Origin of the sequence: Pedobacter jamesrossensis (assembly GCF_042650905.1) — a bacterium.
GTDB classification, from domain to species: domain Bacteria; phylum Bacteroidota; class Bacteroidia; order Sphingobacteriales; family Sphingobacteriaceae; genus Pedobacter; species Pedobacter jamesrossensis.
In genome coordinates this window covers 19,802-46,302 of the sequence record NZ_JBHSBY010000022.1, presented here as the reverse complement: position 1 = coordinate 46,302, position 26,501 = coordinate 19,802, and the positions used below count along the sequence as shown (strand labels likewise).

Genomic DNA, 26,501 nt, shown 5'->3' with positions numbered 1-26,501 from the left:
AAATGAAGCCTGCACTTTTCAAAAGAAAAGAGCCTTTCTGGCCAAAAAAAAAAAGCAATATTTAAGAATAATTGTATGGATTAGAGTTTAATAAATTTAAATACTTTGACCCTAAATCACGATCGCACTAAAACATCATTTATATTGGTTTTTATGAAATAAATCGAGCCTCAGCATGACAGCCTCTAAAATTTAATTTGGTGAGTTTTCGCTAAATATGCTTTTGAAAAAGCCTCATTTTAGGCTTTAAACTATATCTTCTCTACAAAAATTGGTGTTTCTGTTACTTCAATGGTTAACTTACCATTTGTTGTAGAAACGGTTTTATGCGACATTTCATCTTTACCAATTTGTATGCTATGAACAATTGCTTGCTTGGCACCTAAAAGGTTTAGCTGATATTTTACTTTTTGCCCTTTCTGATCAGGAACAACTAAAACATAAATCTGTTTTTTATCTTTTGTATATAAATCAACAATTGGTTGGTTGTTTAGTGTGCCCGAATATGAATAATTTCCGATTAACTTTTTAGTTTGCAACATATAATCGGCTGATGGTCGTGGCGATAAATCATCGTTGTGGAAGCCAGATGAATTATACTGAACTGGACTATTGAAATCTACATCATCTAACATATAAAACATGCATCTTTGAATTCCATGTCTGGCATATAAAAGAGCAGTTCTCAAATTCCAGTCGGCTTGTGTAATTGATGATGTTTTTGAACCAATAGGTATGGCTCTTTGGGGAGTCTTAGATCCAATATCGTAACCAGTTTCGGTAAGCCAAACCTCCATTCCAGGTGCATAGTTTTTAGCCATTTTTAAAAAACTATCTGCTACTTTGCCAATTTCAGAAAGCTCAGGAGCAACTCCTTTAGTCGCTTTTCCATTATTTAAAAATGCATTGTTAGCATACAAGTGATAGTTAATTACATCAAAACATAAATCTACTTTTCCATTTTTTAAGCCTCTGTTTTTCTTGCACCATTGTATCATTCTTACAACATAATTAGGATCAGCAGTTGCAAGGCCGCCCATAACTACCATCATTTTAGGATCTGCGGTTTTAACGCCTACGTTTTTGCCAAGCTTTCCTTTATTACCATCGTAAAATGCAGATAAATTTGCTGCATATTCTTCAGGTGTTTGTTCTGCCTGTTTCCCTTTCCACCATTTATCACGTTCGTTATCACATTCAATATATTTAACTAAGTTTAATCCAATTTTTACGGTATTCGGATCATCGCCATTCCATCTTAATGATTTGTTAACCGTTACCAGCTCTGGATTTATATTTTTATTTGAACCATATCTGGCAGCGAACTGAAAAGCCATTTTAGCTTGCTTAATATAAGATGTCGGATTCCTTTTATCCAAACCATAAGGCGCAGGCACGTTTTCGTTATTCCTTTTATCTTCTGGGTAAGTATTAATCAGCCAATCTGGGATGGTTTTTAAACAGGTTATAATATCTATTCCTTCATCTTTAGTTCTTTGATAAATGATATCGTAATACCAGCCGCCAGAGTGAGATGGATTAAAAGTGTATTGACCTTCAGTATGTTCTAATTTCTCCCAATCGAGATAATGTCTAATTCCGCCAAAAGATTTGATTAGATCCATCCTTTTTTCGGTAATAACACTTGTTTTGTTGTTCTCCACAAAATCCCACTCAAATACATTTATACCTAAATAATTTTTAAATGGAATGCCAGAAGGCTTACCTGGAACTTTTGTGATTTCGACAATATCAGGCTTGTTATTTTTAGTACAAGAACATAGTATGATTAGTATAATGATAGCACTTAATGTATTTTTCATTTTTTTGAGGCATTAACCTTATAGGGATTTCGGAAGATTAAACTAGCTTGTTTTTAAACAACTCAATTGTTCTTTGCCAAGCCAACTTTGCGGCAGCTTCGTTATATCTCGTTGGAGAAGTGTTGTTGTTAAAAGCATGATTTACACTATCGTAAACAAAAATTTTGTAATCGATATTGCTGGCTTTTAAAGCGGCTTCGTAAGCAGGGATTCCTGCATTGATTCTTTCATCCAAACCTCCATAATGCATCATTATGCTTGCTTTTATTTTAGAAACATCGGTTGTGGCAGGTTGAGCGCCATAATATGCAACGGCTGCCTGCAATTTTGGGTCGTTTATGGCAAGTTTATTAGACATGCCGCCACCCCAACAAAAACCAACACAACCAACTTTTCCATTTCCACCTTTTATTTTTCTAAGGTATTCTAATCCTTTTAAATAATTCTGCAAATTTTTCTCTGGATCAAGCTTGCCAATTAACTCACGACCTTTATCTTCATCAGCTGGCGTTCCACCTAAAGGCGATAGTGCATCAACGCCGAGTGCAATAAAACCTTCAGCAGCAACACGTTTTGTTACATCAATAATATGTGGGTTTAAGCCTCTGTTTTCGTGAATTACCAATACAGCACCCAAATTCTTTTTACCTTTTGGCTTGGCAAGAATTGCTTTCATATCACCTTCAACACCTGGATAAGTTATTTCCTCCGAAGTTATTTCATCACTTTCAAATTCGGCTGCTGAAACATAGTTGTTTTCTAATAGGGGTAAAACTGTTAATGCTAAAGCCGTGCTTCCGGTTAAGATGGCCAACTTTTTCATAAATTCTTTTCTACTAAGCTGGCTGTGTGTGTACTTATCGTACAGGGTGATGATTTTTTGATTCATGAGATGAGAATTAGTATTTAGCTAAGTTAACATTCTGATTTTGAATATTAAAGGATGTTTCTTGATTAAAATTTGCAATACATTTCAACCCATTTTTTAATTAAACCAACCCGATGTTTAGTATATCTTGGCGTTAAAAATGCATTAGACCAATCATCATAGTTATCGTAAAAAAATTTTAAAAAGAAAATATGAAACGTAATACCTAAATAAGGGATTGCTTCTATCTCATCAAATGTTAAAGGCCTTATTTGCTGATACGCATTTAAGCAAGTTTTAAAGTCTTTTTCTGCTTGTTCTATTGTTATTAAATTGTTTATTGTGTGAAAGAAAAAGTGATTTAAGAACGACATCAAATCGTTAACTAAGTAACCTTTACCAGCAAAATCGAAATCAAAAAAAGTAATCTTTCCATTTGTATCGAAATGAAAGTTTTTAGGAAATAAATCATAATGGCAATAACCGAAACTAAATTTATCTGTATCAAAATCTTTAAACTTTCTAACTACTTTGTTCGAAATTTCTTCCAAAAATTGATATTCTTCCTGCATTTCCTCAAAATGAGGTTTCAACGTTTTTAAAGGCTCAAATAATGTGGTTTGGAAGTTAAATTGCGGTCTCTCGTTTTTTAAACTTATTACTGATGTCGTATTGTGTAATTTTGCAGTTGATTTTCCAATGTTTTTAAGTTGTTCGTCATTTAAGTTTAAAACAACATTTCCTTTTGCATAAGAAAATAGAATTCCATTTCTAATGCCTTCAATTGCATTAAATTGTTGGATTTGTTTTCCGTAAATATCTTTTATAGGATAGGAAACCGAATTTCCATTTTCTTTTAAAATGTTTAATAACTCTACTTCGGCTTCAATTTCACTTAATTTTCGATGAGAATCACGATAGATTTTGAAAATATATTTTTCTTCATCACGCTCTAAAATATAAGTGTCACTAACGTTTCTGATTAATAATCTACAATGAAATCCTTTTAAATTATAAGCTTGAGCAATATAGTTTTTCAAAGCTTTTGCAGAAAGCGTAGAGTATTGGGCGGGAAAAAAGTCTTGCATTATCAAAAGAATTATTTGGTTATCAAAAGTAAAATTTTAAAAGACTTTTCTACCATTAATTAAGACTACCTTACCGAATCTTCGATGGATTATCGAAAGGATAACCAAAAATATTGGAAATAATCTTTAATACATTAATCGATAGTTTTATTGATGATGAAGTGGGCATTGCTGAAAATTTTCTGAGTCTTTCTCTGGCGGCTCATTTAAGAGCAAATATTTTCGAGTTGTATAGAGGTAATCGCCTCCTTGCTGCCGGAACTGGGAATAATAAAATCGTAAATCACAGTAAATTAGTGCGTAGTGATGTAATTTACTGGCTCGACAGAAAACACGAAAATCAATATGAAAACGATTTTTTTGATTTGATGGATAGTTTTGTGCTGTATTTGAATCAAACCTGTTATACCGGAATAACAGGTTACGAATTTCATTATACCATGTACGAGAAAGGCAGTTTTTACAAAAAACATTACGACCAGTTTCAAAATAATGGAAGCCGTAAATATTCGATGATAATGTATTTAAACATCGGCTGGAAAATTGGTGATGGGGGAGAGTTATGTGTTTACAAAGAAGGTATTCCTCTAAATATCACACCAGATAATGGAAAAATTGTTTTTTTTAAGAGTGATGAACTAGAGCATGAAGTGCTTTTAACAAATGTGACTAGAATGAGTGTTACAGGTTGGTTAAAAGTAGACTAGTTTCTAAAAGATTTAGGTGTAGAACCCATTTGGCGTTTAAAGAAAATATTAAAGTTTGCCGGATATTCAAAACCTAAACAATAGGCAATTTGTGCAATATTCCATTCTGTATGCTTTAATAAAGCTACTGCTTCTGTAGTTATTCTTTTCGCAATATGCTCTGATGTTGTTTTGCCTGTTACTTCTTTAACTGCATGGTTTAGGTGGTTAACGTGTACCAACAGGCGAGATGCAAAATCATTTGCCGTTTTTAATTCTAAAACATGTTCGGTAGAACCAATTGGGAATTGACGTTCTAAAAGTTCGATAAATTGCGCTGTTAAACGAGCCGAAGCATTATTTAATTTAAATATATTTCCTTTTGGAAGAACTTTTAAAGCCTCGTGTGCAATTAGCTGAACATAGTTTCGTAACAAATCGTATTTATGAATGTAATCGCCATCCATTTCCTTAATCATTTTCGAGAAAATATCTTTCAACGTTTCTTCCTGCGATTCACTAATATGAATAACCGGACTTTTGTTAATCTTCCAAAGTAAAGACTCTCTTAAACTCTCGTTACGTTGGTGAATGAAGTTTTCGGTAAACAGGCAGAAATAACCATTGGGTTTTGGAGATGTACTTTCCCAGGCATAAGGTACATTTGGGTTTGTAAACAATAATGCCCTTCCGTTAATTTGAATTTGTTTATCGGAATAATGCAAAATGCCATCGCCAATTATAAGTGATATTTTATAAAAATCGCGTCTGCTGAAAGCAGATGGCATATTTGTGCAAACGATAGAACGATTAAAAACGTTAAAATGGCCAATGTCGTTAATTAAACCCAAGTTGGGCATTGGTATTTCAGGAAGACGAATGGTTAAGTTATTATAGAAATCCTCTAGGGTTTCATTTTTAGTTAACGTATTAAATTCCTGATTTCTGACTAACATTTCTAAAATTCTTTACGTAAAGTTAAGGTTTAATGGTCATTCCCTCATGCATTTCTTCATTAGGTTCTGCAACTAATTTGTCACCTTCTTTAATATCGCCGAAAACTTCAACTTTATCCTCAGTTTCTCTTCCTTTTTTAACTGCAACTTTTACTGGTTTGTTGTTTTCTACTTTTAAAACAAATAAACCCTCACTTGTATCTAATAATGCTTTCTTAGAGATAACAAATGTACTTGCATTTGCAGGTAGTGGAATATTAATTTCTGCAACCATTCCTGGCAATAAAACTTTGCTTGCATTTGGAACATCCATTTCTATTCTTTCAGCACGTAAACGTAAATCTAAAGCACCTGATAAGCGTTTAACTTTTGCTTTAAAAGTTTCGTTTGGAAGCGATTTAACAGTAAAACTAACTTCATCGCCTTGTTTTAAATAGCCAGTATAAACTTCCGGAATAGAAACAGCCAAACGTAAGTTTTTTTGGTCTTGCAGTGTAAAAATTGGCAATTCTGAACCTTTACCCGATGGACCCACATAGGCACCAAGATTTACATTTCTTGCAGAGATTACACCACTAAATGGTGCTCTAATTTCCAGGTAATTTTGGATTGAACCAACTTCTTTGTAGGCTGCTTTTGTTGCTTCAAACTGTGCCAAATCAGAGTTACGTCTTGCTAAGGCCTGGTCTAGATCATTTGTAGATATTGTTCCGGGTGTTTTGCTGGTTTCGTACAGTCTGTTATAATTTGCCTTGCTTGCCGTATAAATTGCTTCCTGTGCTTTCAACCTCGATTGTGCTGCGGCTAATTGAGAATTCATTTCCGGTGCTTCTAAAGTCATCAGTAATTGTCCTTTTGTAACTTCAGAACCTATATCAACCCTTAAAGTTTTTACAAAACTGCTCACTTTAGCATATAAATCTACCTGTTGTAAAGCAATTAATTCTCCCGGCAAACTTAAAGTGGTTGATAATTTATCTTTTTTTAAATTGAAAGTAGCAATGGCAACTTCTTTTTCCTTTTTCACCTCTTTCTTCTCGGAATTGCCACAGCCGTAGATCGCGGTTATTAATATCAAACCAGTATTTAAAATTGCAGTAGAAAATATTTTTGTTTTCATTTATAATGTGCGTTATGCGTTTTGTCCTAAACCTTTAATGTAATGTGTGCTTTCTTTATCCTCTGGATCTAACGATATCGAATCTGTAGTTTCTTTACCCTGAACCCAGGCAAATACTAGTGGTAGAATTAGTAAAACGGCAAATGTTGAAGCTAATAAACCACCTATTACTGCTCTTCCGAGAGGTGAAACAGCACCACCACCTTCACCATGGCCAATAGCCATTGGCAACATACCTGCAATCATGGCAATACTCGTCATTATAATTGGGCGTAAACGTAATGCTGCCGCTTCTCTTGCCGATTCTAAAGCGTTACCATTGTTTTTTCTGAGCTGTTCTGCATTTGTTATTAGTAAAACGGCATTTGCAATAGAAACGCCAACCGACATGATAATACCCATGTAAGATTGTAAATTTAATGTCGAACCTGTTATCGTTAATAATAAAAGTGAACCTAATATTACTGCTGGCACAGTTGCGAGAATAACCAAAGGCACTTTAAATGATTGGAAATTTGCTGCAAGCATTAAAAATATAACTACTATAGCAACTAATAAACCAGATTGCAAGCTATCTAAAGTTTCAGTTAAAACTTTGCTTAACCCAACTGCCGAAATATTTAAACCTCTTGGTAATTCGCCAACATCTTTTATCGCTTTTTCTACATCTTTTGATGCCGTTCCTAAATCAGTGTGGTAAAGATTTGCGGTTACCGAAAGGAAAGGCATCGCCCCAATATTATCATTCTCGCCATAAGTGGTATCGGGTGTTATTTTAGCAACATCACTTAAAACTGGTCTTGCCGAATTTTTAAGTAAAGGGATTTCGCCAATATCATCTTTGGTAGTCATTTGATTTAATGGAACCTGAACCTGAACACTGTAAGGCAAGGCAGCTTTTTCATCGAGCCAAATGTTTTTATCCGTGTAACGAGATGATGAAGTAGAGGCAATAAGCGACCTTGAAATGTCGGCCATATCAACCCCAATTTGTGCTGCTCTGGTTCTATCAATATCAATATTTAGCGAAGGATATTTAATTGGCTGGGCAATCTGAACATCTCGCATGTAAGGAATTTCCTTTAATTCTGCCAATATTTTCTTCGCATATTTTTCGTTTACTTTCTTGTTTTTTCCTGCAATACGAACCTCAACCGGAGTAGGAGAGCCCTGGCTCAAAACTTTATCCGTAAGTTCTATCGGCTCGAAAGAAAGTTTAACATCGGGCAAAAGTTCTTTAATCTTTCCTCTGAATTTATCCTTAAAATCGTCCATATCTTCTTCGTAATCTTTTAAACTAACCTGGAAAACGGCTTCATGAGGGCCTGTCATGAATAAGTAGATTGGATTAACAGAAAATTGTGCCGGATGCTGCCCAACGTAAACGGATGAAATAGCAACATGTTCTGCACCAACCATTTTTTTAAGTTCGGCTAAAACGGTATTTGCTTTTTCTTCAGTTCTTTCTAAACGAGTTCCATCTGGTGCCCTTAACCTTAGCTGAAATTGGCTTGAGTTAACTCTGGGTAAAACATCGCGACCAATATTGAATAATAGTAATGCAGCCAAACCAATAATTGCAACAAGGTAAATCAATACAACTGATTTTCGGTAAGGCAATATTCTATTAAGAAAGCGCATAAACCGATTTCTGAATTTATCGAATAGAGTTATTTTTCCATCATTGTTAAAATCATCTCTTTCAACTAAAATCTTCTTTTGATTTAAGGTATCTTTTTCTGATGCTATCGGAATTCCGGTTGCAACAAAGTCTGCTTCATCTTGTGTAATTCCCGGATGGTGTGCTGTACCTTTCTTAGGATGTGCAACCATTAACCAGTTAGCCATTATTGGCACAAAAGTTTGTGATAATAAAAAGGAAACTACCATAGAGAAGCCAATTGCCAACGCCAGCGGTAAAAATAATGCTCCAGGAATGCCGGTCATGGTAAATGCAGGCGCAAATACGGCAAGAATACAAAATAGAATTAAGAGTTTAGGGAAAGCAATTTCTTTACAGGCATCCCAAATGGCAAGTGCCTTTGGTTTTCCCATATCAAAATGCTGGTGAATATTTTCTATGGTTACTGTCGATTCATCTACCAGAATGCCAATCGCTAATGCTAAACCGCTCAATGTCATGATATTAATGGTTTGCCCAAATAACTTTAGGAATAAAACACCAGCAATAATGGAGGTTGGAATCGTTAAGATTACAATTAATGCAGCTCTTTTATCACCAAGGAAAAGTAAAACCATTAAACCGGTTAAAATAGCGCCAATTGCACCTTCACTAACTAAACTTTTTACCGCATTAATTACAAAAACCGATTGGTCAAATTCGTAAGAAAGTTTAACATCTTCAGGTAACGAACTTTGAATGTTTGGAAGGTTTTTCTTTAGGTTTTTAACTACATCCCAGGTAGAAGCATCGCCAGATTTTGCAATGCTTAAATACACAGAACGTTTTCCATTAATTAAAGCATAACCAGCAACTAAATCGGCACCATCTTTTATTGTTGCTACATCGCGAAGCTGAAGATTTTGAACGCTGCCTTTAAATAAAGGAATGGTTTCGAAATCTTTAACTTTTTTTATGGTGTAATTGGTCGGTGTGATGTAGTTTTTATCGCCAATTCTAATATTTCCTGATGGAGCCGTTTGATTGTTTAATCTAATGGCTTCTACAACTTGGTCTACAGTTAAATTATGAGAACGAAGTAACGAAGGGTTAACATTAATCTCTATCGTTCTCGGGCTGCCACCAAAGGGTGCAGGAGAAAGTAAACCCGGAATTGCAGAAAAACTCGGTCGAACATAAGTATTTGCTAAATCCTGTAATTCGTTATTGGAGCGCTTGGGGCTGCTCAAAACTAACTGACCAACAGGAAGTGAAGAAGCATCGAACCGGATTACAAACGGAGGTTGAGAACCAGGTGGGAAAATTGCCTGAGCTCTTGTAGATAAAGCACTTAATTCGGCAGCTGCCTGAGCCATATTTGTGCCTTCATAATACGTTAACTTCATTAGCATTAAACCTTGTGTATTCTTGGTTTCAATGCTTTTTATCCCGTTGGCAAAAAGTAAAATGTTAAGATATTGCTTGCCAAAATAAGCTTCCATTTGGTTTGGAGTATAACCACCAAATGGGTGCGCAATGTAGATTACGGGCAAATTCATTTGCGGTAAAATATCTACCTTAATCTGGTTAATTGCGCCAATACCAAAGAAGAATAATCCTGCAACTAAAACAAGTATGGAAATGGGTTTGCGTAATGCGAAACGTATTATGTTCATTTATGTGGCTTAATTAAAATTCGTTGATAAAAAGATCGTAATTGCCTAAAGCGGCAGATTTTAAGAGTAAGGCCTGCCAAACATTTGTGTAGGCAATATCTCTATCTGTTTCAGCTCTATTTAGGGTAAAAAGTGCTTGTGTTAAATCTACAAGTGTTGTTAAACCATTCTTGTATAAAACACTTTTTTGTAGATACGCGTCTGATGCTGCCTTAACCTGAATTGGTGCTTCATTGTAATTATCTAAAGCATTTTTTAGTTTAGCTTCTGCAATTGCAAGTTGCGCTTTTAGCTGTTGGTCTACCAATTCATATTCATTTTTTAAGCCTTCTGTAGTATATTGTTGGGCTTTAACCTGCGGATGATTTCTTAATAAAGTTGTCAAATTCCATGTCATTCCTATTCCAATCAAATAGTTTCCTCTTGTTGGATTTATGCCATCAGAATAGCTTTTTGAATATAAAGATTGATTTAGTAAATAGTTTGAGCTAAAGCCAGAACCACGACCTTGCATTACCCCGAAGAACGAAAAAGTTGGATAATATAATTTTTTGAAATAATCTACCTGGTGGTTGCTAACATCAATTCTATTTTGGTAAAATTTCAACGTTGGATGAGAAGTTTTTACAGTGTCGTTAAGTAAATCAACAGGTATTCTATTTATGGATGATGTATCTAAATTAAATCCCGTTGATGTTAATCCCATCAAAACTCCAAGTCGGTTTGCTTGTTCTTGTTCTACATCTTTAGCTTTGGTTAAAGCAATTTTTGCATTAGAAACTTCTGCCTTTGCGAAAGATGAATCTACCCCAGCTATTAATCCATTCTTTGCTCTGATAACTGAGGTATTTTTAAAAGTTATAGCTCTACTTAAATTTTTTTCCTGAGACTTAGTTAAACGCTGTGCTGCCAATAAATTTAGGTAAGCTGCCGAAACTCTAATTTCCTGTTGAAACTTTTCTTGTTCCAAGTCATTCTGATCTCGCTGGAAAGCAGCATTAGCAACTTTAACACGCTGTTTTATTCGCCCAAAGGTGAAGAAATCCCAATTAACATTAGCCAGATACAGAGCGCCAAAAGCTGCATTCCAGTTTTGCTTTTCTAATGCAGGGCCAGAAGATGCTATTCCTAAACCACCCAAGCCATAAGATGGGCCATTTTGGCCATTAATTGTACCGTAATCTTGCTGTGCGCTTAAACTAAAGTTTGGCAGGTAATCTCTTTTAGCCTGTTGAATTGTTAATTTTGATGCATTTGCATAATTGCCTTTTGCTTTTATAGTTCCATAATTGGTTAAAGCAGTGTTTACAGCTTCTTTAAGTGTTAGGGTTTGAGCCTGTGCGCTATATGTAAGAATAAAAACTGAGAAAAATGTAGAATAAATAAAAGGTATTCGATGCATGGTGTATAATTTACACCGCAAATGTAAATTATGGTTAGAATATCGAAGTATTTACGTCAAATCAATTATTATGCGAATCAAATAATAATCGATTTGTTACTTAATAATGATTTACAGATTTAAAAATTATTAAGTTTTTTAAGTTCAACCAGACTTAAATTTACAATCTGGCTGAACTTTATAGAAGATTTTAGTTTTCTTCTACATATTTTTTGAAATTATCTAAAATAGCTTGCCAGCCACCTCTTTGCATTTCAATAGGATTTTGACTTTCGGGATCAAAAGTTTCTATAACTTTTGTGGTGGTATCACCATCTTTTTGGAAAACTATTTTTACCCTTCTATCATCTCCAAGTGTGTATTCTATAAGTTCGTTTTCATTAACAGTAGTATATATACCTCCAAAATCAAAACTCATACTGCCATCTTTAGCGGCCATAGTTGTCGAGAATTTCCCCCCTTCTCGTAAATCATTTTCTGCGTTTGGGGCATGCCATTCTGGTGATGCAAAAGCCCAGTTCTTTATGTGTTCTGGTTTGTTCCAAAATTCCCAAACCTTTTCTACGGGTACGTTTATTACTGCTTCAATTGTAATCGGTGTATTATTGTCAGTTGCCATATTTGATTGTTTTTAATAAAGATATGGGAAGATTTAACATTTAAAAACGGTTAAACAAGACAAATTTAGGGTTAATAAGAATGTTATAAGACATTTTAATTACCAACTGGAATTTCAAAATAGAAAGCCGAACCTTCTCCAGCTTGGCTTTTTACACCAATTTTGCCATTGTGTCTTTCTACAATTTCGGCACTTAAATATAGGCCAATGCCAAAACCCGAAACTGTATGATGTTTACCTACTCGATAATATCTGTCGAAAAGCTTTTCAATATCTTCAGGATCTATGCCGATTCCTTTATCCTTTACAGTTACCAAAGCCTTATTTCCCGGTATTACCTCACAAGTAACATCAATTCTTGTATTCGCTGCCGAATATTTAACCGCGTTACTAAGTAGATTTGATATTACACTACCTATTTTATCTCGATCTGCAAACACCGCTATAGGTTCTTTTATCGATAAAACTATTTCATGAGAGAATTGAACGATATCGCTTTCGTCAATTAATTCTTTTAATAATTCATCTAATTGAGAATTAGATTTTTCTATTAATAATTTGCCAGATTCTAATCTTGAAACGTTAAGAAAGCCATTAATCATAGTCGTCATTTTCTTAACCTGATTATAAGCCCTGTTTAATGCCAATAAGGCATAATTGTCATCATTTTTTTTAGCTCTTGATTGTAAAACCTGCACAAAACCACTTATTGCAGTAAGTGGGGTTTTAAGTTCATGACTAACCATACCAATGAAATCGTTTTTGCGAAGCTCATCTTTTTTAAGCTCTGAGATATCTACTGCTGTACTAATATAGCCGATAAAAGTGCCATCGGTATGGAAGCGGGGTGTTCCATTCGCTAATAGCCAAATATATTCACCCTTTTTATTGAGCAACCTAAATTCGCTAGTAAAAGGGTTTTTCTTCTCAAATGCGCTCAAGTATATATTTATATACCTATCCTTATCCTCTGGATGAATTAAATCAGTCCACCCAAATTCGAGTAAGTCTTTCATACTACGGCCTGTTGCATTAACCCATGAGCCATTAAAATAAGTTGCATTACTGGTTGCATCGCCTTCAGCGATAAATACATCGGTAGCCTCTGCCATGCTACGAAAACGAGCTTCACTTTCTTCTATGGCTAACCTGTGCTCGATTTCTTCTGTAATATCGATTATTACTCCCAAGAAACGAGCGGGTTTTAATGTCGTTGCAGGTATGCTTTTGCCAACAACACGCATCCATTTAATTGCTTTAGTACTTCCTTGTATAATTGGATATTGCACATCGAATGGCTTATGCGTTGCTAATGCCTTAATTCTGGCTTCTTCTATAATCGGTAAATATTTTGGAACAACAGTATCTATAATATCTTTCCACGAAACTTTACCTTCTAATGGTAAGCCATAAAATTCTCTTGCTTTTAGTGAGATTTCAAAATTTCCAGTTCCAGGTTCAATGCTATAAATGCCCAAATTTCCTGAGGCAAGGGCTAGTTTTAAGCTTTCTTCAGTTTCAGATAGTTCATGATTTCTAATAAATAAGCTTTCCTGTGTTTCCTGAAGTTCTTCATTAGTAGCAGCAAGTTCTTCGTTTGTTGCAGATAGTTCCTCGTTAGATGCGGCCAATTCTTCTGTTGTTGCCTGTAACTCAGATTTACTTTCTTCAAGTTGTTTAAAATTTTCAACTTGCTGAGTAATATCATGTACTGAAGCCAATATGTATTCCACTTTTCCATCTTTATCAAAGATCGGATCGTAAGAAAAGTCGACATAAATTAATTTTAGCTCGCCGTTTGGATAGGAAATATCCACTGGAACTTCGGGCATAGCAATTCGTTTTCCAGTTCTAAACACATCTGCTAAAAGTGTAGGAAATTGCTGCTCTTTAAGTTCAGGGAATACATCGATAATCTTTTTTCCGTCTACATCTATTAATTCTCTTTGCCAAATTTGAAGCATTTTTGGGTTTGGTAACTCAATAATTAAATCTTCTCCTTTAAGCAAAGTCATTGCGATATTTGCAGTAGATACAATATTTTGAAGCAGGTGGCGACTAGATTCTACATCCTTGGTTCGTTGGCTAATCCTGCTTTCTAAATCTGAATTTAATAACTGAAGTTCTGCTCTCGATTGATTTAAAGCCTCGTTTGTTGTTAGTAAATCTTCTAAATTTACCTGCAGTTCTTCATTGGAAGCGGCAAGCTCTTCATGGGTTTGAGCAAGTTGATTATTAAGAACTTGTTCTCTTTCGATATAATTGCCAATTTTTATTTCGTTATTAGCATGCTCAGATATGTTAATCGTTTTAAGAAGTAAATAATTAACTTTTTCACCAGATTCTGAAATTGGTTCTATTTCTAGTTGCCACAATGTTGCCTCAGTTTGGTTTTTTTCGTTCTTTTTAAGGTCATATCTAAAAGAAGAAATTATAGAACTCTTATTTTCTAAACAAGCTTGGGCTAATTTTTGCTCTAAAATTTCTGTTTTTTTGTTTAGTTCATCTTTTGGGAAAGCTTCCCAAACTGTTTTTCCTTTTATGTCAATCTCAGTAGTGTAAGTTGCCTGCTTATAAGCTTCATTATAAATTACAATAGTGTAATCGGGTACATTTGCCTCAAGAATTACTCTTGGAACATCGTCTTCAAAAAGAGTTTTAAAAAGTGGTGAATCTAAAAAATTCATTTGGCGCTTTTACTTCGGAAGTGGTTTTTAGCGAATATAACAAGTTCAATGATTTTTTTGTTTCGATGAATCGCTTTTTTAAAATAAATAAATACTCGTGGAGGTTGTTTGTTATGTTTTAGTTTTAATATATATTCTTTGCAGTTTATTTTTATGAATTTGCTATAGATGTTTTGTCAATTAACAATCATTTAGAAAGATTTTGTTAACACCGATAACGTTGAAGCCAGCAATAATTTTATCTAGAAAACCAATTTCTTACTGATATCGTATATACTCAAACACCTTTACTAAAACTATTCAATTATGTTAAATGTTACAATTGCCGCATTATTGGGCGGACCGGAAATGATAATTGTTGCTATCGTTGTTCTTCTTTTGTTTGGAGGTAAAAAAATACCTGAATTGATGAAAGGCTTAGGCAAAGGGATTAAGGAATTTAAGGATGGTCAAAATCCTGAAGAAGTTAAAGTTCCAAGTAAGGAAGTTTAATTAAAATTAAGCGGACTTTATAAAAAGGATAAAATTATCCTTCCTCATATCAAATCTAATTAATTAGAGCAGGTTACTATTTAAAGTAATCTGCTTTTTTGTTAAATGGTATTTTGTATGTTAATTTAATAACATTACATCGGAGGTTTTAATCTCGGTTTCTTAACATTCGGTTTAAGTTACTAATCACTTATTAATAATTTCATAATTCTAACTGACAAAATCCGTAATGAGGTTAAGGCATCTTTGTGGGAAATTCGCAGGGCATATAATAATGGTTTGTATCTGTGGATAAATCCAAACAATCATAATTAATCATTCATGAAACAAAATTACAAAAAGACTTATTTGTCTTTGATTGGCAAGTGGCAATGTATTGTTGCAATCCTGCTTTTCTTTTCATTAAATGTTAACGCTCAAGTTAGTAAAACGGTAACTGGTAAGGTTGTAGATGAAACCAACCAGCCATTACCTGGTGTAACGGTTAGAATAAAAGGCAGTAATTTAGGAACATCAACAAATACAGATGGTATTTATACCATTCAGGCAAAACCAGCAGATAGACTTACATTTTCTATGCTTGGTAGTTTAACCAAAGAAATTTCGGTTGATAATCAAAGCAAAATTAATGTAACCTTGATGCCAGATAACCAGACATTGAAAGATGTTGTAGTTATTGGTTATGGTACCGCTAACAAAAAGGATTTAACAGGTGCGGTAACTTCAGTTAAAGCAGAAGAGTTTAATCAAGGTGTTTTGGTTAACCCGGCACAGCTTTTACAAGGTAAAGTTGCAGGTTTAAACGTTACAAAAAGCGGCGACCCAAATGCTAAGCCTTCTACAATTTTGCGTGGTCCATCTACGCTACGTGAAGGTGCTGCCCAAGAACCATTCTATGTAATTGATGGAGTTCCTGGGGCATCGATTGATTTATTAGCACCAGCTGATATTGAAAATATCGACATTTTAAAAGATGCATCATCAACTGCAATTTATGGTTCGAGAGCGGCAAATGGTGTAATCATTGTAACCACTAAACGTTCTAAAAGCGGTCAATCTCGCCTTAATTATAGTGGTTATGCTGCGGTAGAGAAAGTTTCAAAAAAATATGATATGCTTTCTGCTGCGGAGTTGAGACAATACCTGGCTGATAATAAACAGACTTTAAACGCTGTAGATGACGATGGTTCGGATACGAACTGGCAATCACTTTTAGAAAGAACAGGCTATTCTCAAAATCATAATCTTTCTTATGGTGGTGCAGGTCAAACATCAGATTATGGGGCAAGCGTAAATTACTTAGATAATAAAGGAATTCTTAAAAACACATCATTAAAAAGAACGATTGTTCGTGCTTTCCTTAACGAAAAGTTTTTTAACGATAAACTTAAACTGGGTTTAACGATAACCAACAGTAATTCGAAAAGTTCTGATGTATATCAATCTCAGGCACTTCCAAACATGCTTTTCTATTTGCCAACGGTAAACCCTTTTAATACAGATGGAACTTATAAAGAAAACTATAACCGTACCGGAAGTGGAACAAGAAATCCATTATCTATTGTTGATAATAATGTTATCGATAACCTGAATAACAAAACTTTGATTAATGGTATGGCTCAGGTTAATATCATCGATGGATTAAAGTTTACGGCCAGTGTTTCTTCTCAAAGAGACCAAAATAACTACAGTACATATTTAAACAGCCAATCTGGATTAGCCAGAGGTGTAAACGGACAAGCACAAAAAATTGATGTTTTAAACAAGAGCCAGGTTTTAGAAGGTTATTTTAACTACGATAAAACTTTTGGAAAACATAGCTTGAAATTACTTGGTGGTTATTCTTGGCAGGAAGATAGAACGAATGATGGTTTTGGGGTTACTACACAAAACTTTTCTAACGATAATTTAGGTTACAACAATTTGTTTTTGTCTAACCCAAGCTTGTTATCGCAAATTGCTTTTAACAATGCCCCAATTTCTACTTTAAGATTAATTTCTTACTACGGTAGGGTTCAGTATAATTATAACGAGAAATATTTATTTCAGGCATCCTTAAGAAATGATGGTTCTTCTGCATTTGGTAAAAATAACCGTTGGGGTTTATTTCCGGCAGTTTCGGCAGGTTGGAGAATTATAGGCGAAGATTTTATGCAGGCTGTTCCGGTTATTAGCGATTTAAAACTTCGTGCGGGTTACGGTGTATCTGGTAACAGTTTAGGTTTCGATGCCTTCTCTTCGTTATTAATTTATGGAACACTTTCTGGAAGTAACAAGTTTTTAAACAACGGTTCGATTAGCAATGCAATTGGTCCGGTTAGAAATGAAAATCCAGATTTAAAATGGGAGAGTACGGCAACAACCAATATCGGTTTAGATTTCGGTTTATTTAAAGATAGAATTACGGGTTCGGTAGATTTCTACGTAAAACAAACTTCAGATTTAATTTACGACCGTTACGAAGTTTCTACAACGCAATTCTTCTTACCAACTATTACAGCAAATGTTGGTAAAATCAAGAATACAGGTGTAGAGTTCTCTTTAAATGCAGCGGTTTTTAAAACCGATAATTTTCGATGGACAACCTCGCCAAATATTGCGCACAATAAAAACGTTGTAGAAACTTTATCTGACGATTTCTATAAAATTTCGGCCATTCAAACCGCTCAGCTTGGCGGTAAGGGTCAATCCGGAAATTTCAGTCAGCTAATTCAGCCAGGTTACGCATTGGGTACTTTTAATCTTTGGAATTACGCAGGGAAAAATGCGGCAGGGGTAAGTACATACATCAATGCTGCCGGACAAACCATTGCAACACAGCCTTTAACAACCGATGCAAAAATTGCTGGTAACGCTCAGCCTAAATTAATCTATGGATGGGGAAATAGTTTCAGCTACAAAAAATGGGATTTTAACTTCTTAGTTAGAGGTGTTTTAGGTAACAAGATTTTAAATGCTACAAAGGCATCATTAAATAATCCTGCTGATGCAAAACTCCAAAACATTCCGACATTTACATTAGGCGAATCTTTCAACGATATTAACGCTTATTTAATTTCAGATCGTTTCCTGGAAAGTGGTTCATACTTACGTTTGGATAATGCTACACTTGGCTATACCATAAAACCAAAAACGCCCAGTATCAAAGCCATTCGGTTATATGTTACCGCAAATAATCTTTTTGTAATTACAAAATACAGCGGCTTAGATCCAGAAATTAACATCGGTGGTTTAACCCCAGGCATAGATAACAACAATTATTATCCAAAAACAAGAACGTTCAGTTTTGGTGTAAGTGCATCATTCTAAAAAAAATATAAAGATGAAAAAGTTTATAATCCTTTTTAATATCCTGGCTTGCTTAATGGTTTTAGAATCATGCAGTAAGCTAGATGTCGATGTAGAGTCGCAATACGTTAAAGATAATTTTCCATTCACCAATTCAGATTACGCGGCACTTTTTGGTACCATGTATTCTAACCTTTCTTCTCAGTATGGTGTTCCATATTGGAGAATGCAAGAACTTTCTACCGATGCGGCAATTATTCCGGCACGCGATGGAAACTTTGATGATGGTGGTCAATACCGTCAGTTACATTACCACACCTGGACAATCGACCATCCAAATGTTAGAGATATTTGGCAATGGGGATTTGGCGGTATCAACAACTGTAACCGTTTAATCAACCTAACTAATGAATCTTCAGTTTCTGCCGCAACAAAAAGCAGCAGTTTGGCTGAAGTAAAAGCCATGAGGGCTTTGTACTACTTCTTTATGATGGATTTGTATGGCAATGTGCCAATTATCGATACTTTTCCGGTAAGTACCTTGCCAGGAAATCAAACTCGCGATAAAGTATTCGAATTTATTGAAAAAGAACTTTTAGCTGCCATTCCTCAGCTGCCAATAAAAGATAATAATAACCGTGTATTGGTTTATGGTCGCCCAACTCAGGCAATGGCTTATGCTTTATTGGAGAAAATGTATTTAAACGCTGAGGTTTATACTGGAAAACCAAGATATGCAGATGCCGTAATTATGGCTGATAATATTTTGAAAAACACCAATTACGCTTTAGATAATAAGTATTCTGATATTTTCGATGTAAACAATGGTCCACAAATTAACGAAACCATATTTGCAATTCCTTACGATCAACAGATTCCGGGCAACCAGATGACAAGATTTGGTTTTTACCCTGCTTTAGCAGCATCTTACGGTATTAATGTTGGTTTCAGTATTGCGATGAGCACAACTCCTGAATATTATGATCGATTTAACCTGAACAACGACGTTCGTAACAGTTTCTGGTTAATTGGCAAGCAATATGCGCCAGATGCTAACCGTAAACCCGATTTAACCAAACCGATTTTAGTTGCCGGAACGACAAATCAAATTGAAATTACTAAAGATTTAACCTTGAAACCTGGTAAGCCAATGGATTTAGGTAATACAGTTGCCGATCAGGCAAAAGGTGTTCGTTCGGTAAAATACTGGCCAGATGTAAATGCTATTCAAGCAACACGTTTAAATGGAAATGATATGCCTTTGTTGCGTTTGGCCGATGTTATGCTAATGAAAGCTGAAGCAATTTTAAGAGGAGCAACAGCTACTACAGTTAATGGCGAATTGCAAACTCCGTTAGTGCTTTTAAATAAAATAAGAAGTCGTGCTGGTGCCGAATTAGCAAGTTCTGTAACATTAACAAGCTTGTTAGATGAAAGAGCTCGCGAATTTAGCTGGGAAGCCTGGAGAAGAAATGATTTAATTCGTTTCGGACAATTTGAAACTGAATATCCTTTACCAAACGATGTGCTTTTCATGAATAAAGATTTGACGAGAAGAATTTATCCGATTCCGGCAAATGAGCTAAAACTTAATTCAAACTTGAAGCAAAACCCAGGTTATTAATATTTAAAAACTACGTATGAGAATCATCAGTTGCTTTGGACTATTGCTGGTATTGCCAGCAATAGCACTTATTACGATTAAAGAAGACCCAACAATAAATCACATTCAGGTTATTGGTTCTCACAATAGTTATAAGCAAGCCATAGATCCCGCATTATTTGCTGTGTTTAAGAAAATGGATTCTGCTTCTGCAAGTAAAATAGATTACGAGCATATTTCTTTACCTGATCAATTGAATTTGGGATTAAGAAATCTCGAAATTGATGTTTATGCAGACTCAGCTGGTGGTCGTTATGCGCATCCAAAAGGTTTAGAGTGGGCAAAAAATCAGCCATCATTCGATGCAGATGGAGAAATGAAAAAACCGGGCTTTAAGGTTTTACATATTCCCGAACTAGATTTTAGAAGTTCTGCACCAACTTTTGTAGATGCGTTAAAAGTGCTTCGAAAATGGTCTGAAACCTATGCCGATCATACACCTGTTTTTATCACCTTAGAAGCTAAAGATGATTCTATAAAAAAGTCTGGGTTTACAGCTCCTGAATTATTTACGACAAAAGTGTTTGATGATTTGGATAAAGTGATTTTGACGAATTTAGGTAAAGAACATCTGATTACTCCAGATGAAGTGCGAGGCAAATACAATTCGCTTGAAGGTGCAGTTCTTCATAAAAACTGGCCAAAATTAAGCCAGGCAAAAGGTAAATTTATTTTTGTACTTGATGCTACTGGTAAAAAAAGAGCAACTTATATTCAGAATCATCCATCGCTAAAAGGTCGTGTAATGTTTGCGAATTCAGACCCAGGCACGCCTGAAGCAGCTTTTATGATAAGAAATAATCCAAAAGATAAACAAATTCCGGAATTGGTTGAGAAAGGTTATATCATTAGAACAAGAGCAGATAACGATACACAGCAAGCTCGTAAAAATGATAAGTCTGATTTCGATGCTGCCTGTAATTCCGGCGCACAAGTTATCACTACAGATTATTATCAAAAAAGTACACATTTTAACTCCGAATACTTCATCAGCTTTGCCGATGGTAAATATTTCAGAGCTAATCCATTATTCAAAATTAAATAGAAGATGAACAGAAGATCGTTATTAAAAGGCGGATTGTTAGCAGGTTTAGCGGTTCCTTTTACAGGTATAAATGATGTTATTGCAAAACCGCTTGGAGGCTCTAAAAAAGCTAAAAACATTATAATGATGGTGAGCGATGGCATGAGTATAGGAACATTAAATATGGCTGATTTATACTCGAACAGAATTTTAGGTAAAAGCAGTAAATGGTTAGGTTTATATCGCGATAATAAAGCTGTAAGAGCATTAATGGATACGGCTTCTGCAAGCTCTATGGTTACAGATTCTGCAGCTGCAAGTTCATCATGGGGTGGAGGAATTCGCGTTAGAAATGGCTCACTAAATGTTGGTACGAATGGCGAAAAACCGCAACCAATTCTTCAAAAATTTAAAGAAAAAGGCAAAAAGGTAGGTTGCGTAACCACCGTTCCGGTAACACATGCAACACCGGCTGGTTTTTGTGTAAATATAGATAACCGTGGAGGTCAGGATGTTATTGCCGAAATGTACCTGGGTTTGAAGTTTGATGTAATGATGGGCGGCGGACATAAATATTTTGGAGATAAACGTCCAGGCGGAAACTTAATTCCGAAATATTTAACTCAAGGTTATAAAGTTGCCGAGAATAGAACTGAAATGCTCGCTTTGGATAATTCTAAACCAGTTTTAGGTTTGTTTGCTGAAGACGGAATGCCTTACGAAGTGGATAGAAAGCACGATGAAAAACTGATGAAATCTGCACCTTCGCTTGCAGAAATGACGATGAAAGCTATCGAATTAATGAAAGATAACAAAAACGGTTTTGCATTGCAGGTTGAAGGCGGAAAAGTAGATTGGGCAGCGCATTCTAATGATTTAAGTGGATTAATATTCGACCAATTAGCTTTTGATGAGGCCGTTGGTAAAGCAATTGAGTTTGCAGAAAAGGATGGAGAAACGTTAGTTATCATTACAACCGATCATGGTAATTCGAATCCCGGTTTATTTTACGCTGATGAAGCCAATAAAAAATTCGATAGCTTGCAAAACTTTAAACACAGTAATACCTGGCTGTTGGCCCAGTTAAATCAATCGTTTAGTGAGCAGAAAATTATAGATTTGATTAAAGAAAATCAAGGTTTCGAAATTAAATCTGATGACGTTAAATCACTTTTAAATCATTTCAAAGATATTACACCAGATCAGTTATACAATGAGTCTAATCTTCCATTTTATGAATATGGAAAAATTCTGAGTAAATATACTGATGTGCAATGGGCAGGAATGAACCATACTGGAGATTATGTAGAGCTTACCATGTTCGGGCCTGGCTCCGAAAATTTAAAGCCTTTTGTTAAAAATTATGAATTACATAATTTTATGTTGAAGGCAGCGGAAATGCCAGAATCATTTCTGGTAAAGGCATAAAGAAATTAAACAACAAACAAATAATCGAACGTCTGCGAAAGCAGACGTTTCTTATTAAAATAGAAATTTAAAATGATAGTAAAATATAATATAACCATTGGCATGTTATGTATTGCATTGTCTCTTTTTATGAGCAATGCAAAAGCCCAGGAAGAAGCTAAACCCGTTATCCTTAATAGTGGAGTTTGGTTAAAAGGAGATTTACACGTGCATTCCCGTCACAGTACAGAATCGTCAAACAATTCTATAGCGAAAATTATTAATTTTTCTAAATCCGTGAAGATGGATTATGTGTGTATAACCGATCATGATAATCATGTTAATGGCGACGTTGAACACCACACCTGGGCAGATCCTGAGTTTAAATCAGATTCGCTTCTTTTGTTATATGGTGCAGAATGGACCACAACAAGAGGACACGGAAATGTATTTTCTGATAAACCATACAAACATCAACGGTTATTTGATGTTCGCGATGAGCGTGATGTAAATATTGGTAAAGTAAAGAATTCTTTAGGTATTCATTTATCAGCGAATCATCCAAGCGGAAAGGATAATTTTGGTTTTTCTTACGATTTGGTTCAATCAATAGAGGTTTGGAATTCATCTGTTTGGCCAAAAAATGCGAATGCAATAATGATTTGGGATGATATGCTTTCATCTGGCAGAATGATGACTGGAAGGGGAGGAAGCGATGCTCATCATGGCTTACCAACAGGTTCTGAAAAGCCAAGTGCAAACACGTATCAGGCAGAATATAATTATGTTGGCACGCCAACGACATGGGTTTTTGCAAAAGAAAAAAGTTTAACTGCGATTGTTGATGCACTAACACATGGAAAGGTTTCTGTAAGTTCAAACCCTTTTGCGCCAAGAGTAGAATTTTATGCTGATGCAAATGACGATGGTAAATTTGAAATGATGATGGGTGATAATTCAATTTCTAAAGGTAAGCCTGTAAAATTTTTAGTTCAGCTAAGTGGAAACACTTTACCAGATGCAGATTATACCATTACCATAATTAAAAATGGGAAAAAATTAAATACTTATCATGCAAAGGGTAAAGTTCCTATGGTTCAATTTGAAGATGCACCGGAAATAAAAGGCAGAACTTATTATCGGGTAACTGTTGAAGGTACAAATACGGCTTATCCGCAAGTGCCAAAATCTATGGCTTTAAGTGAAAATATGGTTGGTTTATCAAATCCAATTTACTTTAATTTCGACCCGAAATTTTAGGTTTTCTTTAGCACGCTGTTTAAGCTTTGGCTATAATTTTAAAAGAGTCAACGTCTGCCAAAAGCAGGCGTTTTTTATTATAGAGCTGTTTACCTTTGGTTAATGTTAAGGCAACATTGTTTGTTTAGTTTTGACTAAATTATCACAATAATACTCATGAAAATTTCGATTATCCTTAATTTATTTTTAGCAATACTGATTTCTTTTTCAGCTTTCGCACAAGTAAAATCAGTTACAGGCGGGCACAGCCATAATGATTACCATCAATCAATTCCATTATTACAAGCATATTATTCTGGAATGGAATCTATCGAGGCCGATGTATTTTTAAAAGATGATGAACTTTATGTTGCACACGAACTTTCTGAAATTACAAAAGAACGTACTTTAAAAACACTTTATCTCGAACCACTTTTTAAACTTTACAAAAAAAATGGAGACAATGCATTTCAGGATTCATCTAAAAAACTTCAGTTAGTAATCGATATAAAAGAGAATCATCCTGAAGTACTTAAAAAGCTAATCAGTTATATAAAAGAATTTGGGAATACATTTGATGCGTCAGCTAATAAAAAAGCCATAAAAATTGTGATTAGCGGCAATATGCCAGCTCCAAATAATTTCAAAAATTGGCCTGAATATATTTATTTTGATGGTAGACCAGAAGTTAAATATACAACTGATGAATTAAAGCGTGTTGCTATGATAAGTCAGGATATTAAAAAGTACACGGTTTGGAATGGAAAAGGCGTACCCACACCTACCGATTTAAAAAAACTGCAAGATGTTGTTGCCGAAGCACACAACTTAGGAAAGCCATTTCGTTTTTGGGGAACTGTTGATAGTCCGAATACCTGGATTGTTTTACAAAGTTTGGGTGTCGACTGGATTAACACCGACCATCCTGTAAAGCTGAATGAATTTTATAATAATCAAGAGAAGTTAACCTACACCAATCCTAAAGCTTATCCTGTTTACAAACCAAATTATCAATCTGATGGTAAAGAAAAAAAAGTAAAAAATGTTATTCTATTAATTGGCGATGGTATGGGGCTTGCGCAAATTCATGCCGGATTAATTGCTAATCATGGTAATTTAAACATTAGTCAGATTAAAAATATAGGTTTTTCTCAAACTGGAGCTGCAAATTCGGGCAATACAGATTCTGCTGCGGGTGCATCGGCAATGGCCACCGGAGAGAAAACAAACAATCGCTATATTGGAATGGGTACGGATAATAAACCCCGTACTAATCTGGTAGATAGTATCGCTCAATTTGGTATAAAAAGTGGTATAATTTCCGTTGGCGATATCACGGATGCTACTCCTGCTGCTTTTTACGCTCATCAAACGGAAAGAACCATGAGCAATGCAATTGCTGCCGACCTCTTAAATAGTAAAGCCGAAGTTCTTATAGGTTCTAATCAGGATGCCTTTATAAAAAATCAGGATACGGAACTTATTAATAAACTTAGTAAACAGGGGTTTAAGTTAAATAAAAGTTTTGCAGATTTCGATAAAGAGGTTTCAGGAAAGCAACTTGTATTGCTTCCAACAGAAGATACCCGTTCAGTTTTAAAAGGTCGTACTGATTTATTGAAAAAATCTCTTTTGAAAACGATAAGCTTATTATCTAAAAATAAAAATGGCTTCTTTATCATGGCAGAGGGTGCACAAATTGATCACGGTGGGCATACAAATAATTTGCCTTACGTAATTACGGAGATGCACGACTTTGATAGAACGATTGGCGCTGCTCTAGAATTTGCAGATAAAGATGGAGAAACCTTAGTTATCATTACGGCTGATCATGAAACTGGTGGTTTAACATTGCTAGATGCTGATGAGAAAAACGGTACAATTACAGGTGCATTTAGCACTGACGATCATACCAATATTATGGTTCCTGTATTCGCTTATGGGCCAAAATCTGAAATGTTCAAAGGAATATATAAAAACAACGAAATCTTTAAAAAAATAATAAATCTTTTAGCGCCTGTTAAAGCCAAAAAGTAAGTTTCATTTTTTAACAAAATGAGGCTGTCTCAAAATTGATTTTGAAGTAATATTAGCAGAATAATATTTTGAGCGGTCGTCATTCCCGTGAAAACGGGAATCGTAAAGCGATGGACAGGTTATGAAATAAAGGCCTATTTAAAGCATTACGATGCCCCTTCAAGCTGAGGGGTAATTTATTCATAAAAATCAATACAAATGACTTTATATAATAAAATTAACCATCTAAGAGAAATGTAAGACTATTTAAGCTTAGATTTAGATGCCTAAGATGGTTTAAAACATCAGTTTATATAACGTCAATGGTAGGGTTAATTTATTTCATAAAAATCAATATAAATGACGCTATGCAATAGAAATTAACCATTTAAATGTAAGACCATTAAAGCTTAGATTTCCTTAGATGCCTAAGATGGTTTAAAATATCAGTTCATACAACCTGAATGGTAGCATGACGATACCGCCAAATTAAATTCTTTTACAATAGTTAAATTTTTTATTTTGATACAGCCCCGTTTTGCTTCATTAAAGATTGTTTACTTCAAAGCCTTTATAGCTAAGCATTTCTGCGTTATGAGAAACGGTAAGGTTTAGTTTTAACCGCTCGATAATCGACTTGGCTTCTAAAATATTATTATGCATATTGTTAATTCCTCTAACTTCAATCCCTTTGGCCATTACCTTAAATTTAACTGGTTCAAATTTATTGATGAATGTTTGTAAGTCTGAACTAACGTTTAATAAGCTGTTTTCCATATATGATTTTTTTTATGATGTACAAAACAAGAAAAATCATTTTAACTTA

At 34.8% G+C, this 26,501-nt stretch carries 18 protein-coding genes; 8 read left to right on the top strand and 10 right to left on the bottom strand.

Going from position 1 to position 26,501, the window contains the following annotated elements:
* Positions 1-251: 251 nt before the first annotated feature.
* The 3 genes from ACFOUY_RS03650 to ACFOUY_RS03640 form a co-directional block, all read right to left on the bottom strand.
* Positions 252-1,823, bottom strand: a complete 1,572-nt coding sequence (locus tag ACFOUY_RS03650) for a hypothetical protein (protein WP_378959101.1) — start codon at positions 1,821-1,823, stop codon at positions 252-254.
* A gap of 37 nt (positions 1,824-1,860) precedes the next feature.
* Positions 1,861-2,712 (bottom strand): dienelactone hydrolase family protein, encoded by an 852-nt coding sequence (locus ACFOUY_RS03645; protein ID WP_378959100.1) that lies wholly within the window; start codon positions 2,710-2,712, stop codon positions 1,861-1,863.
* Between the two features lie 65 nt (positions 2,713-2,777).
* Positions 2,778-3,779 carry a phosphotransferase gene (locus tag ACFOUY_RS03640; RefSeq protein WP_378959099.1) on the bottom strand — a complete coding sequence of 334 codons (1,002 nt, stop codon included), beginning with the start codon at positions 3,777-3,779 and terminating at the stop codon, positions 2,778-2,780.
* 113 nt (positions 3,780-3,892) lie between these two features.
* Between ACFOUY_RS03640 and ACFOUY_RS03635 the strand changes: the two genes are divergently transcribed.
* Positions 3,893-4,486 carry a 2OG-Fe(II) oxygenase gene (locus ACFOUY_RS03635; RefSeq protein WP_378959098.1) on the top strand — a complete coding sequence of 198 codons (594 nt, stop codon included), beginning with the start codon at positions 3,893-3,895 and terminating at the stop codon, positions 4,484-4,486.
* Here ACFOUY_RS03635 and ACFOUY_RS03630 read toward each other — a convergent pair.
* From ACFOUY_RS03630 to ACFOUY_RS03605, 6 genes are all read right to left on the bottom strand, one after another.
* The gene (locus tag ACFOUY_RS03630; protein WP_378959097.1) at positions 4,483-5,421 is read right to left on the bottom strand and encodes a helix-turn-helix domain-containing protein; all 939 of its coding nucleotides are present in this window, start codon (positions 5,419-5,421) and stop codon (positions 4,483-4,485) included. The genes ACFOUY_RS03635 and ACFOUY_RS03630 overlap by 4 nt on opposite strands.
* A gap of 22 nt (positions 5,422-5,443) precedes the next feature.
* The gene (locus ACFOUY_RS03625; protein WP_378959096.1) at positions 5,444-6,541 is read right to left on the bottom strand and encodes an efflux RND transporter periplasmic adaptor subunit; all 1,098 of its coding nucleotides are present in this window, start codon (positions 6,539-6,541) and stop codon (positions 5,444-5,446) included.
* 12 nt (positions 6,542-6,553) lie between these two features.
* The gene (locus ACFOUY_RS03620; RefSeq protein ID WP_378959095.1) at positions 6,554-9,838 is read right to left on the bottom strand and encodes an efflux RND transporter permease subunit; all 3,285 of its coding nucleotides are present in this window, start codon (positions 9,836-9,838) and stop codon (positions 6,554-6,556) included.
* A gap of 13 nt (positions 9,839-9,851) precedes the next feature.
* Positions 9,852-11,240 carry a TolC family protein gene (locus ACFOUY_RS03615; protein ID WP_378959094.1) on the bottom strand — a complete coding sequence of 463 codons (1,389 nt, stop codon included), beginning with the start codon at positions 11,238-11,240 and terminating at the stop codon, positions 9,852-9,854.
* 190 nt (positions 11,241-11,430) lie between these two features.
* On the bottom strand, positions 11,431-11,859 hold the full coding sequence (locus ACFOUY_RS03610) for an SRPBCC family protein (protein ID WP_378959093.1): 429 nt from the start codon (positions 11,857-11,859) through the stop codon (positions 11,431-11,433).
* 95 nt (positions 11,860-11,954) lie between these two features.
* Positions 11,955-14,546 carry a PAS domain S-box protein gene (locus ACFOUY_RS03605; protein WP_378959092.1) on the bottom strand — a complete coding sequence of 864 codons (2,592 nt, stop codon included), beginning with the start codon at positions 14,544-14,546 and terminating at the stop codon, positions 11,955-11,957.
* Between the two features lie 306 nt (positions 14,547-14,852).
* Here ACFOUY_RS03605 and ACFOUY_RS03600 point away from each other — a divergent pair, with 306 nt between their 5' ends.
* The 7 genes from ACFOUY_RS03600 to ACFOUY_RS03570 all read left to right on the top strand — a co-directional run bounded on the left by ACFOUY_RS03600 (position 14,853) and on the right by ACFOUY_RS03570 (position 25,696).
* On the top strand, positions 14,853-15,038 hold the full coding sequence (locus ACFOUY_RS03600) for a Sec-independent protein translocase subunit TatA/TatB (protein WP_378959091.1): 186 nt from the start codon (positions 14,853-14,855) through the stop codon (positions 15,036-15,038).
* 321 nt (positions 15,039-15,359) lie between these two features.
* On the top strand, positions 15,360-18,347 hold the full coding sequence (locus tag ACFOUY_RS03595; protein WP_378959090.1) for a SusC/RagA family TonB-linked outer membrane protein: 2,988 nt from the start codon (positions 15,360-15,362) through the stop codon (positions 18,345-18,347).
* Positions 18,348-18,360: 13 nt separating this feature from the next.
* Positions 18,361-19,950, top strand: a complete 1,590-nt coding sequence (locus tag ACFOUY_RS03590) for a RagB/SusD family nutrient uptake outer membrane protein (protein WP_378959089.1) — start codon at positions 18,361-18,363, stop codon at positions 19,948-19,950.
* Between the two features lie 16 nt (positions 19,951-19,966).
* Positions 19,967-21,034, top strand: a complete 1,068-nt coding sequence (locus ACFOUY_RS03585) for a phosphatidylinositol-specific phospholipase C1-like protein (protein ID WP_378959088.1) — start codon at positions 19,967-19,969, stop codon at positions 21,032-21,034.
* Positions 21,035-21,037: 3 nt separating this feature from the next.
* A complete protein-coding gene (locus ACFOUY_RS03580; protein WP_378959087.1) occupies positions 21,038-22,441 on the top strand; it encodes an alkaline phosphatase in 1,404 nt (467 codons plus the stop codon).
* 72 nt (positions 22,442-22,513) lie between these two features.
* Positions 22,514-23,680, top strand: a complete 1,167-nt coding sequence (locus ACFOUY_RS03575; protein WP_378959086.1) for a CehA/McbA family metallohydrolase — start codon at positions 22,514-22,516, stop codon at positions 23,678-23,680.
* 156 nt (positions 23,681-23,836) lie between these two features.
* On the top strand, positions 23,837-25,696 hold the full coding sequence (locus tag ACFOUY_RS03570; protein WP_378959084.1) for an alkaline phosphatase: 1,860 nt from the start codon (positions 23,837-23,839) through the stop codon (positions 25,694-25,696).
* A gap of 525 nt (positions 25,697-26,221) precedes the next feature.
* Here ACFOUY_RS03570 and ACFOUY_RS03565 read toward each other — a convergent pair.
* Entirely contained in the window at positions 26,222-26,452 is a 231-nt protein-coding gene (locus ACFOUY_RS03565) for a hypothetical protein (RefSeq protein ID WP_378959083.1), read from the bottom strand.
* Between the last annotated feature and the right edge of the window lie 49 nt (positions 26,453-26,501).

Excerpts from the sequence above, each read along its gene's own strand:
- ACFOUY_RS03650 (WP_378959101.1), bottom strand. The coding sequence starts at position 1,823 with ATGAAAAATACATTAAGTGCTATCATTATACTAATCATACTATGTTCT.
- ACFOUY_RS03645 (WP_378959100.1), bottom strand. The coding sequence starts at position 2,712 with ATGAATCAAAAAATCATCACCCTGTACGATAAGTACACACACAGCCAG.
- ACFOUY_RS03640 (WP_378959099.1), bottom strand. The coding sequence starts at position 3,779 with ATGCAAGACTTTTTTCCCGCCCAATACTCTACGCTTTCTGCAAAAGCT.
- ACFOUY_RS03630 (WP_378959097.1), bottom strand. The coding sequence starts at position 5,421 with ATGTTAGTCAGAAATCAGGAATTTAATACGTTAACTAAAAATGAAACC.
- ACFOUY_RS03625 (WP_378959096.1), bottom strand. The coding sequence starts at position 6,541 with ATGAAAACAAAAATATTTTCTACTGCAATTTTAAATACTGGTTTGATA.
- ACFOUY_RS03620 (WP_378959095.1), bottom strand. The coding sequence starts at position 9,838 with ATGAACATAATACGTTTCGCATTACGCAAACCCATTTCCATACTTGTT.
- ACFOUY_RS03615 (WP_378959094.1), bottom strand. The coding sequence starts at position 11,240 with ATGCATCGAATACCTTTTATTTATTCTACATTTTTCTCAGTTTTTATT.
- ACFOUY_RS03610 (WP_378959093.1), bottom strand. The coding sequence starts at position 11,859 with ATGGCAACTGACAATAATACACCGATTACAATTGAAGCAGTAATAAAC.
- ACFOUY_RS03605 (WP_378959092.1), bottom strand. The coding sequence starts at position 14,546 with ATGAATTTTTTAGATTCACCACTTTTTAAAACTCTTTTTGAAGACGAT.
- ACFOUY_RS03600 (WP_378959091.1), top strand. The coding sequence starts at position 14,853 with ATGTTAAATGTTACAATTGCCGCATTATTGGGCGGACCGGAAATGATA.
- ACFOUY_RS03595 (WP_378959090.1), top strand. The coding sequence starts at position 15,360 with ATGAAACAAAATTACAAAAAGACTTATTTGTCTTTGATTGGCAAGTGG.
- ACFOUY_RS03590 (WP_378959089.1), top strand. The coding sequence starts at position 18,361 with ATGAAAAAGTTTATAATCCTTTTTAATATCCTGGCTTGCTTAATGGTT.
- ACFOUY_RS03585 (WP_378959088.1), top strand. The coding sequence starts at position 19,967 with ATGAGAATCATCAGTTGCTTTGGACTATTGCTGGTATTGCCAGCAATA.
- ACFOUY_RS03580 (WP_378959087.1), top strand. The coding sequence starts at position 21,038 with ATGAACAGAAGATCGTTATTAAAAGGCGGATTGTTAGCAGGTTTAGCG.
- ACFOUY_RS03575 (WP_378959086.1), top strand. The coding sequence starts at position 22,514 with ATGATAGTAAAATATAATATAACCATTGGCATGTTATGTATTGCATTG.
- ACFOUY_RS03570 (WP_378959084.1), top strand. The coding sequence starts at position 23,837 with ATGAAAATTTCGATTATCCTTAATTTATTTTTAGCAATACTGATTTCT.
- ACFOUY_RS03565 (WP_378959083.1), bottom strand. The coding sequence starts at position 26,452 with ATGGAAAACAGCTTATTAAACGTTAGTTCAGACTTACAAACATTCATC.